The organism is Pseudonocardia thermophila (assembly GCF_900142365.1).
Taxonomy (GTDB): domain Bacteria; phylum Actinomycetota; class Actinomycetes; order Mycobacteriales; family Pseudonocardiaceae; genus Pseudonocardia; species Pseudonocardia thermophila.
Window position 1 is genome coordinate 47,276 of record NZ_FRAP01000030.1, and the last position, 10,473, is coordinate 57,748.

Sequence of the window (10,473 nt, forward strand, 5' to 3'; positions counted from 1 at the left end):
CCGCCGTGGCGCCGCTGGCGCAGCCGAGAGCGGACCGCAGGAGGTGGGGCACCCATGGCCGGGTGCGCGTTCTGCGAGATCGTCGCAGGTCGGGCGCCGGCCACGATCAAGAGGGAGACCCCGGCGAGCGTGGTGATCGTGCCGCTTGCGCCGGTCACTGACGGGCACGTGCTGGTGATCCCGCGGCAGCACGTGGCCGACGCCGCCACGGATCCACGGGTGTCGGCGGACACCATGCTGGACGCCGCCCAATACGCGCGGGACCACTACTCGCAGTTCAACATCATCACCAGCGCCGGCGAGGCTGCTAGCCAGAGCGTGTTCCACCTGCATCTGCACGTCGTGCCGCGCGCCGTGAACGACATGCTGATGGAGCGTCGACTGCAGGAGGTGCTGCACCAGTGAGCAACCATGACCAGAGCGGGCGGCCCAACCTCACCCCGCTGGCCGAGGTCGCCGCGCAGATGCACGAGCTGTGCACGGCGTGGCAGGCGGCCGGGTTCACCCAGCAGGAAGCGCTGTACCTGCTGGGTGTGGTGCTGCAGTCCGGCCAGCAGTCGGGCGCGACCGGGGTGGCGGCGTCGTGATCCTGGACGTGGTGCCCGTGCGGCCGCGGGTTGAGATGACCGCGGTGCTGGTGACGTCCACCAACCAACAGCAGGTGGCCGAATGGGTCGGCACCGGCGCGTTCGTGCAGCAGATCGAGTGTGGCCGGGTGGCGGTGCTGCGCGAGGACGGCGTCAGCTACGACTTCGCTGATCCCGGTGACTGGGTGGTGCGCGGCCCCGCTGGTGCGGTGGTGGTCGCAGCCGACGAGTTCTACCGCGATTTCGAGGTGCTGCGGCCGTGACCGCCACCGAGACCCTGGTGGATGCGCTCGCCGTGGCCCGGTTGACGCGGCTGCTGCAGCACGACGAGGTGTGGCCGGTGCGGGAGCTGCGGGAGCGGTTCGAGCGGTGGGCGGGGGACACCCGCTGGGCTGATCTGGCGTCGTGCGAGTGGTGTTTGTCGATCTGGGTGGCGGCCGGGGTGGCGGTCGCTCGTCGACGCATGCCGCGGTTGTGGCCGATCGTGGCTCGGGTGCTGGTGGGGTCGGCGGTGACCGGCTACGTCGAGCGGCTCGTTTGATCGGTCGGCACGACTAGAACGGGTGGTGGTTCACCGCTTTCGGGTTGTGGACCGACTTGGTTGGGTATTACTGCCGGTCTCTTGCATACCCAGGGGACCGGCCACGAACGGCCCCGTGGCCCGGTTCTCGGGCTGTGGGGCCGTCGCGGTTTCAGCTCAGACCAGCATGGGCGAGCTGAAGCGCTGGGTCGGGATGGGCACCGGCTGCTGCCGCGGAGACGGTGGCGCATCGTCGCTGATCGCGGTGAGGATCGCTGCTGGTGTGGCCGGTCTGAGGGTGAGAACACGCTGCGCGGCCGTGGTGAGTGCACGGCCGCGCAGCGTTGGGGAGATCAGCGTCAGCAGGTCTTTGATGGTGGCTTCGCGTTGCTGGTCGAGGCTGGCGCCGCGGCGGACGAACAGCGTGGCGGTGGCGTGGTCGACGAGCACGTTCTTTGGTGTGCCGTCTTCGTGTTCTCCGAGGTCGTCGCTCATCACGAGGGTGATTGAGCGGTGTCTGGACAGGGCGGCCATGAGCAGCGTGACCACGGGATCGAGACGTGTGGCTTGCGGCACAGGGTGATTCAACCGGGTCTATCTGTGCTGGTCATGGCTCGGATCGACGGATGGTGATCGTCTGCTCGTCGGCTCGCTGGCTACTCCGAGTGGCGAGGTGATTGCTCTGTGGAGCACCTTGTGTTGCAACGCACCGTCCACTATGGACAGTGGTCACGGGGTGACGTCGCCACCATCCGACCACACGAACCGCGCCGACCGAGCCTCCACGAACGCCTCATCCACCACCGGCGACTCCGCCGGCGGCGAGTACGACCCCGGGCATTCCACCGCGAGATGAGTCCGACTCGCCATGCTGAACCCGAAATCCTCCTGGCACCAGTGGCGGTTGTCCCCCAACGCGCACCACTGCCTCAAGGCCGGCTGGTCGACGTTGACGAACGAACACTGCACCGGCCAGTTGTCGCTGTTGTCGACCATCAGGTTGTACGCGAGCAGCCGTCCGCCCCGCGGGAACTGGTCGGCGTAACTGCGCGGCATCTGACGAGCCACGATCAACGGCAACCCGGTCGCTCTCGCGAACGCAACATGCCGGGCACCGTGCGGCGAGCCGGGCTGTTCGACGGTGAAGAACTGGTGGTAGCTGGAACTGTTCTTCACCTGATCGATCTTGACTTTGAACGTCGGCACGTACGGCCCCTCGTCGGTGTCGTACGCGTCCGGCTCGTACTCCCACTCGATCTCCAGGTGGTCGAGGAAAATGGCCCAGCGGGCCACGGTGCGAGACGGAAACCGGATACCGGCGTACACGACCGGCAACGGCTGCAATGGCACGATGAGAGTCCTCCTGCGGGTGTCGTCGAAGGGGTGGCGTCGATAGGTCAATTGGCCGGTGGCTCGGCCTGGTCGGTGGCGAACGGGTCCCGCCCGGCCGCGACGTCGCAGTACGCGCAGTAGCTGCGGCCGGGACGGGTGAGCATCAGTACCTGACCGCACCCCGAGCACCGCTCGCCCTCACGCTGCGGCTTGGACCCGTCAGCTGTCCAGTCGATCGGCACGGGCTCGGTGGCGGTGTCGCTCATGGCGATCAGTGTCCCGTAGCGGTTGGCGGCGGTAAACGTGTAGGGGTCCACCCTGGACGGAAGCCGCTGGTCAACGCCGCCCGTCGATCACCAGCCGACCTCCACCTCGTCCAGCAGCGGCGAGCACCGGGTGCGCACATGGCGTGCCGTAAGCTCGGCCCCCTTTCCGGGGTTGCCGTCGTGCTGCTCGTGCAGCCGCTGCCGCCGACTCGAATAGGTCATGACGTCAGTACTCCTGGTGTCGGTGGTGAGGGGCGTGGTCGATAGAGAGGGCCGGCCCCGATATCACCGGGCCCGGCCGGGCCGGTCAGATGCGGCGAACGGTGGCGGTCCAGCGGGACGGGGTGTGGCAGCTGACGTGCACGACGACACCGCCACCGGCCATGTCGCCGTAGTGCAGCTCGCGCTCCACGGAGACGATGTGCTCGCCGGTGATCTCGTCGAACACGTCGGTGGTGACGGGCCGGGCGGCAACAGTGGTGGTGGTGTTCATCTGGCGGTTGCTGTCCTTTCTGGTCGGTTGGGGTGGCCGGGGTTGGGGCGGGTCAGAACGGCTCGTCGTCCGGGATGGCGGCGAGCATCGCCGGGGTGAACCCGTTGACGCTGCGGGCGAGGAACGCCTGGGCGGCGGCGGCGATGCCGCGCCGGTGCTCGTGGCCGTGACCTGCGCCCTTGCAGGCGCAGTCGCACAGGGAGGGGTGCGACTCGGCGGTGGCGCAGGAGGGCTTGTCGCAGCGGAAGGTGTTGGTGTCCCACGCGGCGGGGGCGAGGTCCTGCGGGGCGGCGGGGGTGAGGGTGGCGGCGTTCACGAGGGACAGTTTAGGACAGTATCGGACAGCACTCAAGTACAGGTGCAGCCACCACCCGCACCGCAGCAGACACGCGACTGCCCGCCCCCACCACCCCCACCCGCACACGCTGCCGAACGCACCACCATCAACCGCGGGGAAGGGCAGGACCGTCGCGTGCCACCTTTCGGCTGGCGAGCGCCCAAGCCTGACGAGCTGGCCGCCTACGTGCCCAAACCACCGCAACTACGCGTGCTCCGCGCCGCCGGCCAGCGCATCGACCTGTCCGCCCGCGACACCGCCGCCCGCCTCGCCGCCACCAAGCAGAGCTGGCAGCAGACCGCCTTCGACTACCGCACCCTGATCGGCGAGATCCGCGAAGCGCACCGGCTACGCGCCCAAGCCGTCGCCAAGTGCCGCTTCTACGTCGCTGAGAAGCGCCCCTGGCCCGAGCCGCCGATCCCGCTCGACACCGGCGACCACCACCTGGACAAGCAGCTCGCCGCCGACGCGATCGTCAACTTCAACCGCATCCCGTTCGACCCCTCACCGGACGGTTTCACCGCCCGCCTCGACGAGAACCTCAACTGCGTCGGCGAAGCGTGGATCCACATCGACGCCGACGACGTCTTCCACGTCCGCTCCATCAGCGAGGTCCAGATCGGCTCCGACGGCCGCATCGCGATCTCCACGCTGCCCGGCATGAAATCCGTGGTGCCGATCGACCCCGACCGGGAAGCGCTGCTGCGCTGCTGGGTGCAAGACCTGGAATGGTCCGAACTGGCCGACGCCCCGATGCGGTCCATGCTCGGCGTCGCCGAAGACGTCGTGCTCACCGGCCGGGAGATGCGCGCCGGCTCCCGCTCCCGCGTCGCCGCCAACGGCATCCTGCTGGTGCCCACCGAACTGTCACTGGTGCGGTCCCGCGACGACGAAGACGACGGCGACGGTGACGGCATCGAACGCGACACCTTCATGCAGGACTTCGTCGCCGCCATGCTCGCCCCGCTCGACGACGACGGCGACGCCCAACAGGTGGTGCCCATCGTCATCCGCGGCGACAAAGACGCCCTCGACGGGGTCAAGCACATCACCCTGCAGCGCGCCGACGCCGAAAAGCTGATCGACCGTCAGCAAGCCGCGCTCGTGCGGCTCCTGCAGGGCCTGGACGTGCAGCCCGAGCAGATCGAAGGCGTCGGCGACACCAGCCACTGGAATGCGTGGCAGATCGACGCCCGCTCGATCAAGGAGCAGGTGCAGCCCGCCGCCGACACGATCGCCGCGTGCATGGTGAAGGCTTTCATGCGGCCCGCGCTGGAGTCGCTGGGCTACACCTCCGCCGACATCAACCGGATCACGATCATCGCGGACGCGTCCGACCTCGCCGAGAATCCGAACAGGGGCCAGGACGCCCGCGACGCCCACGACCGGCTCGTGATCAGCGACGCCGCGCTGCGCCGCGAACTCGGCTTCTCCGAGGACGACGCCCCCAACCCGGACGAGATCACGCGGCGGCTCGCGTCCAGCGGTCGCCTGCCCCCACAGGAGACCGCCGAAGTGCTCGGGCTGCGCCGACCCGAGCCGCGCACGGTCGACGGGCAGGTGCTGCCCCGCCAAGCACGCCAGGGCCGCCACCCCAGCCAACCCGGGCAACCCGGCCAACAGGCGGGGCTGCCCGCCGCCGACGGTGACCGGCCCGTCGCCACCCCCGGGCAGGTCACCCCTAACCAGCCGGTGCCCGAAATGCCAGCCGCGCCGCCCGACCCCAGCCAGGGCGCCCCCGCGCCCGGGCTGCGCGCCGCCGCCGACCCCGACGAGTTCGCGATGCACGTCGACGAGGACGCCTGCCGCGCGCTCGCCGCGATCGACGCGTCGCTGATGCAGCGCATCTGGGTCGCCGCCGACGACGCGCTCGCCCGCGTGCTCGAACGGGCCGGCGCCCGGGTGCGGTCGGCGGCGCAGCGGGACCGCGCCCTCGCAGCACAGCTGGTCAACCGGCCCGCCGCCGAGATCCCCGCGCTGCTCGGCCGGGACAAGGTGGCCGAGCTGGTGCAGGTGACCGACCTGATCACCGACGAGTACGCGCGGCTGCGCGGACAGGTCACCGGCTGGCTGCGCGACGCGGCCGTCGAGGCCGGGATGGCCGCCTGCGACGTGCTCGGCGTGAACCCGCACAGCCCGCTCGGGCAGCGACTGTCCGGGGAGATCACCTCCCGGCTGGCGGGCCACGTCGACCCCGCGTGGCAGGTGCTGCTGCGCGAGCTGCACGAGGCCGCCGAGTGGGCGCTGTTCGAGCCGTCCGGTGCGGTCGACGACGAACCGGGCGAACAGACCGCAAGCCCGCTCACGGCGCAGGACATCGCCGACGTGCTCGCCGTCGCCGGTGGTGACCAGCTGTTGGTGATCGCCGCGTCCGCCGCCGACCACGCCGACGTCGACGTGGACGCGTTCGCCCGCGGCCAGCAGAACAGCGGCGGGTGGAAGGGCAAGCGGCGCAGCCGCCGACCCGACAAGAAACGCCGCCCCCGCACCAACCCCGGCACCGGGCTGGCGACCGGGCCGGTGGTGCAGCAGGGCCTCGCCGACGAGGGCGCCGTGCTCGTCGGCTGGGAGTGGGACTACCGGCCGCACCAGCCGCGCAAGACTTTCGAGCCGCACCGCAGGCTGCACGGGGTGCGGTTCTCCACCTGGACCGACCCGAAGCTGGACACCGACGCCTCGACCGCGTGGCTGGGCCGCTACTTCCACCCCGGCGACCACAAGGGCTGCTTGTGCGGGTCGACCCCGATCTTCGCCGTGCTGGACGACCCGGAGGGCATCGTGGCGCGACGACTGGCTGCCGCGAAAGGTGACCCGCGCAAGATCGCCGTGGACAAGCTCGCCGCCGCGGACGACGCCGCCGGCCGGGTGGGCACGTCGGCGCAACAGACCGCGGAGATCCGACGCCGCCTGACCGAGCAGATCGAGGCCATGCGGGCGGAGTACATCGACAACCCGAAGCGGAGGCGGCGCCGGTGAGCGTCGTCGAGTACAGGCCCGAGCAGCAGCTCGCCGCCCGTCCGCTGCCGATCGGACGGTTCGTTGCCGCCGAGCTGGTCGACGCCTACAAGGTGCGGTACGTGCGCACCCCCGCCGGTGCCCGCCGCTACGGCGTCCCTATCGGCTTCCCCATCCCGGTCGGTCGCAAGGTCAAGCCCAAGAAGGGCCGCCGCCGCGGCCGCAAGGAAAAGCCCACCGCCGCGCCCACGCGCACCCCGGGTGGCTCGTCGAGCGAGACCACGACCAGGTCCCGCGGTGGCAGCACCGAGCGGGACACCCGCCCGGCCACCGAGCAGCGCACCGCACCCGTCGGCGGCCGCGACACCCGGCCCGCGCCCCAGCGCACCCCGGCACCCGATCGTGCGCCGCAGCAGCGCGACGACCGCGACGACGTCGCGGTCCGCTACCGCGACACCGCACGCGAAGCGGTCGACAACCCCGACGACGCCGAGCGTGTGCGGCAGATCCGCGACCAGATCGCCACCGACCTGGCCCGCGATTTCCCCGACACCAGCCAACGCGACCGCGACCTCGCCGCCGAGATGATCATGCGGGACGCGTTGACGTCCAGCGACACCGACAACAGCTACTCCCCGCCCGGCCGCGGCAGCCGCCTCGCCGTCGCCGCGCTCGCCCGTAAACAGCGCGCCGCCACCGACACCCGCACCGTCGACGAGCAGATCGCCGACGCCCGCGACCGCGTCGGCGACCCCCAGCTGTTCGGGCAGAACCCGAACGACCCCTCACTGCTCGACCTCGCCAGCGACGGCGGCCCCGGTGAGCACACCCTGCGGCAGCTCGAAGCCGTCCGAGACGCCGGCGCCGCGATCTCCGCCGAAGCCGACCGGCGACTCGCCGACCGGCAGGCCCGCGCCGACGCGCTCCGCGAACGCATGCTCGGGCTGCGGCAGAAGGTCGACGCCGACGCCCGCCAGTTCAACCAGGACGTGCGCCGCGCGTGGCGCGAAGAGATGGGCGGCGACCCACCGGAGGGGCTGGTGGAGACGCTGGCCGCCGACCCCGACGTGCAGGCGAGCGACTTCCCCGGCGCCCCCGACGGCACCGCCGAGTTCCTGGACCGGCACCGCGGCCGCGCCGCCGAACTGCGTGAGCAGCGCTCCCAGGTGGCCCGCCAGATGCAGCAGATGATCCAGCTGCAGCGCGCCGCCGGGCAGGACCGCGCCGATGTGCTGCGGGAAGTGCTGCTCGAGCAGCGGCCGATGGGGCCGTGGCAGGGTCGCGGCATCGACTACGACCTGGACGGCAACCTCGACGCCGATCGTGCCGCAAGCGTGACCGAGGCGATCAGCGTTGCGCAGGAGTCATTCCCGTCCGACTGGATCGACGCGCTCAACGCAGTTCCGAAGAAACTGTCGGTCACCTCGACGTCGGCCCGCGCGAACTACAGCCTAGGGACGCACCGGGTCGACGGCGGTAGCTACCGAGACCCGGACCGCCGGGCCGACGTGATGCTGCACGAGCTGTCGCACGCGATGGAGGCGTCGAACAATCACCTGGAGCGAGCGGAATGGGGTTTCCTTTTCCAGCGGGTGACGCGCAGCGGCACCCCGGGGAACCGAACTTTCGACTCCAAGTCCGACATCTACGAGGGCACCTTCGAGCGCGGCTACCGGGACGACCTTTTCCAGCACTACTCCGGCAAGCGGTACGTCGACTACGGCGTCGGCTCGCACGAGGTGCTGTCCACCGGCATGGAAGACCTGCTCGGGCGCGGCACCGCGCGGGGTAGGTACGTCGACCCGGATTTCGAGCACTGGCTTCTCGGCACACTGGCGCTGCTATGACCACACCAACCGACCCCGCCGCTGCTGAACCGACCCGCGTGGTCGGCGTGGACCGGCTCGCCGGGCTGCCGTATGAGGTGATCTTTCGGCCCGGTCGGCGGCCGCTGGTGCCGCCCGGGCTGCAGGTGCAGATGCCCGAGCCCGGCACGCTGATTCTGTCCGGCCCGGTCGGGGTGGAGATCGAGTTCGACCCGGACGACCCGGCAGCGGTGATGGCGTGGCTGCGGCAGGAAACGACCGTGGCCCGCATCGACGGCCCGGGTGTGGACGCGCCGATGCCGCCCGGTGACCTGCTGCTGGAGCAGCCGGAGCAGGACGACGAGCCCGGCGACGACGAGGGGCCAGTCACGTCCGCGGCTGTGCCGCTGGTGATCGGCCGATTCGTCGCCCAAGCGCTGGTGGACTACTACAAGGTGCGGTACGTGCGCACACCGGCGGGCGCACGCCGCTACGGGGTGCCGATCGGATTCCCGATCCCGGTCGGGCGGAAGGTGAAGCCGAAGAAGGGGAGGCGCCGCAAGCGCGTCGTGCAGGCCGAGCCTGCCCGCACCCGGCGCCCCAGCGGCAGCAGCAAGCCCAGCTCGGGTACGCGGCGGGTAGCGCTGCCACCTGCCGAGCGGCCGACCGCGCGGCGCCTTTTCTGGGGCAGCGACTCCCCGTCACGTGGCGCGTCGTGGGACGACGACCGCAACGAGTTGCAGGTGCACGACCGGCAGCGCGCGATCGCCACCATCGACGAGGCGCTGGAGGACTCCTCCTACGACGCCGAGCAGCGGCGCCGCATGCGACAACTGCGGGACCGCATCGCCGCCGACACCGGCGACGACGGCAACGAGCCGCCGCGGCCGCCGGACACCCCCGACACCGTCGACGGCGCACCGGAACCGCCGCGGAACCCGTACAACCCGGTGTCCACCGCGGACTGGACCCGCACCGGCGGTCCCGCCGGGTCGACCGTGCGCAACGACTCCGGCTTCTACCGCGACCCCGACGGCGGCGAGCACTACGTCAAGACCCCGTCTAGCGAGGACGCCGCCCGCAACGAGGTCCTCGCGGGGCAGCTGTACAAGCTCGCGGGGGTCGACGTCGCCAACACCCGCCTGGTCGACCACAACGGCAAATTGTCGGTCGACTCCGAGATCGTGCCCGGCTCCCGGCCGGATCTGGCCGACCGGCTCGACGACCCGGGGTACAAGCGGCGGCTGCAGGAAGGGTTCGCCGTCGACGCGTGGCTGGCGAACTGGGACGTGGCCGGGCTGGGTTACGACAACGTCGTCAGCGACCGCGACGGCAACCCGGTCCGCATCGACGCCGGTGGGGCGCTGATGTACCGGGCGCAGGGCGCCCCGAAGGGGGAGGCTTTCGGGGACTCCGTCGGCGAGTGGGACACGCTGCGGGACGGCTCCAACCCGAATGCGGCGGCTCTGTTCGGGGACATGACCGACGAGCAGCTGCGGGCGTCGGCGCAGCGGGTGCTGAACATCAGCCCGCAGCAGATCGACGAGGCAGTCGACGCGGCCGGGTTCGACCCGGACACGGCGGCAATGCTGAAGGACCGGCTGAAGGCGCGCCGGCTCGACATCGCGCGCCGGGCCGGCCTGACCCCGCCGGAGCAGCAGGGGCTCCCGCCGAGCGCGCCGGGCGGCCCGGACGCGCCGAACGCGCCGAGCGCGCCGGGCGGCCCGGACGCGCCGAACGCGCCGAGCGCGCCGGCAACCGGCCCGCAAACTCACGACCTGCCCTACGAAGAGCGCGGCATCGCGCGCCGCCACTTCTGGAGCAACGGCGGCGTCAACGGCGCCGAATGGGACGACGACGCCAACCAGTTGCGCGTCACCGACCCCGACCTCGCCGCGTCCGAACTGGACCGGGTGCTCGCCGACCCGACGGTCGACCCCGACGTGCGGGAGCTGACCCGGCAGCTGCGGGACCGCATCGCACCCGACTACGAGAGCAAGAAGGCGGGGTCGCGGAACCTCCGCGACGGCGACGACGGGCCGGGCGGCACCGACAGCGGGTTCGGTGAGCCGGAGATCTCCGGTGAACCGTCCTGGGTTCGCGAGAGGCTGAGGTTCAGGCCACCTCGCCCCGTTGGGCGATGGTGTCACTATACATGACTTCCCACTCTATGGGTGT

General features: G+C 71.1%; 13 protein-coding genes. 7 read left to right on the forward strand and 6 right to left on the reverse strand.

Going from position 1 to position 10,473, the window contains the following annotated elements; genetic code table 11:
- Positions 1 to 54: 54 nt before the first annotated feature.
- From BUE41_RS28350 to BUE41_RS28365, 4 genes are read left to right on the forward strand one after another with little or no spacing between them, the layout of a single operon-like run.
- A complete protein-coding gene (locus tag BUE41_RS28350; protein WP_073460418.1) occupies positions 55 to 405 on the forward strand; it encodes an HIT family protein in 351 nt (116 codons plus the stop codon).
- The gene (locus BUE41_RS28355) at positions 402 to 587 is read left to right on the forward strand and encodes a hypothetical protein (protein WP_073460419.1); all 186 of its coding nucleotides are present in this window, start codon (positions 402 to 404) and stop codon (positions 585 to 587) included. Before BUE41_RS28350 ends, BUE41_RS28355 begins: the two co-directional genes overlap by 4 nt.
- Positions 584 to 850 (forward strand): hypothetical protein, encoded by a 267-nt coding sequence (locus BUE41_RS28360; RefSeq protein WP_073460420.1) that lies wholly within the window; start codon positions 584 to 586, stop codon positions 848 to 850. The genes BUE41_RS28355 and BUE41_RS28360 overlap by 4 nt, the downstream gene beginning before the upstream one ends.
- The gene (locus BUE41_RS28365) at positions 847 to 1,128 is read left to right on the forward strand and encodes a DUF1360 domain-containing protein (protein WP_073460421.1); all 282 of its coding nucleotides are present in this window, start codon (positions 847 to 849) and stop codon (positions 1,126 to 1,128) included. The genes BUE41_RS28360 and BUE41_RS28365 overlap by 4 nt, the downstream gene beginning before the upstream one ends.
- A gap of 156 nt (positions 1,129 to 1,284) precedes the next feature.
- Here BUE41_RS28365 and BUE41_RS28370 read toward each other — a convergent pair whose 3' ends face one another.
- From BUE41_RS28370 to BUE41_RS28390, 6 genes are all read right to left on the reverse strand, one after another.
- Positions 1,285 to 1,656 carry a hypothetical protein gene (locus BUE41_RS28370; RefSeq protein ID WP_073460422.1) on the reverse strand — a complete coding sequence of 124 codons (372 nt, stop codon included), beginning with the start codon at positions 1,654 to 1,656 and terminating at the stop codon, positions 1,285 to 1,287.
- Positions 1,657 to 1,836: 180 nt separating this feature from the next.
- On the reverse strand, positions 1,837 to 2,457 hold the full coding sequence (locus tag BUE41_RS28375) for a hypothetical protein (protein ID WP_073460423.1): 621 nt from the start codon (positions 2,455 to 2,457) through the stop codon (positions 1,837 to 1,839).
- A gap of 47 nt (positions 2,458 to 2,504) precedes the next feature.
- Entirely contained in the window at positions 2,505 to 2,705 is a 201-nt protein-coding gene (locus BUE41_RS28380) for a hypothetical protein (RefSeq protein WP_143172428.1), read from the reverse strand.
- A gap of 87 nt (positions 2,706 to 2,792) precedes the next feature.
- Entirely contained in the window at positions 2,793 to 2,927 is a 135-nt protein-coding gene (locus tag BUE41_RS32575; RefSeq protein ID WP_268794567.1) for a hypothetical protein, read from the reverse strand.
- Between the two features lie 85 nt (positions 2,928 to 3,012).
- The gene (locus BUE41_RS28385) at positions 3,013 to 3,198 is read right to left on the reverse strand and encodes a hypothetical protein (protein ID WP_073460425.1); all 186 of its coding nucleotides are present in this window, start codon (positions 3,196 to 3,198) and stop codon (positions 3,013 to 3,015) included.
- A gap of 52 nt (positions 3,199 to 3,250) precedes the next feature.
- Positions 3,251 to 3,514 (reverse strand): hypothetical protein, encoded by a 264-nt coding sequence (locus tag BUE41_RS28390; protein ID WP_073460426.1) that lies wholly within the window; start codon positions 3,512 to 3,514, stop codon positions 3,251 to 3,253.
- A 156-nt stretch (positions 3,515 to 3,670) separates the two neighbouring features.
- On the opposite strand from BUE41_RS28390, the gene BUE41_RS28395 reads away from it, so the two are divergent.
- From BUE41_RS28395 to BUE41_RS28405, 3 genes are read left to right on the forward strand one after another with little or no spacing between them, the layout of a single operon-like run.
- Positions 3,671 to 6,511 carry a hypothetical protein gene (locus BUE41_RS28395; RefSeq protein WP_143172429.1) on the forward strand — a complete coding sequence of 947 codons (2,841 nt, stop codon included), beginning with the start codon at positions 3,671 to 3,673 and terminating at the stop codon, positions 6,509 to 6,511.
- A complete protein-coding gene (locus BUE41_RS28400; protein ID WP_073460428.1) occupies positions 6,508 to 8,337 on the forward strand; it encodes a hypothetical protein in 1,830 nt (609 codons plus the stop codon). Before BUE41_RS28395 ends, BUE41_RS28400 begins: the two co-directional genes overlap by 4 nt.
- Positions 8,334 to 10,454 carry a hypothetical protein gene (locus BUE41_RS28405; RefSeq protein ID WP_143172430.1) on the forward strand — a complete coding sequence of 707 codons (2,121 nt, stop codon included), beginning with the start codon at positions 8,334 to 8,336 and terminating at the stop codon, positions 10,452 to 10,454. The genes BUE41_RS28400 and BUE41_RS28405 overlap by 4 nt, the downstream gene beginning before the upstream one ends.
- Positions 10,455 to 10,473 lie beyond the last annotated feature (19 nt).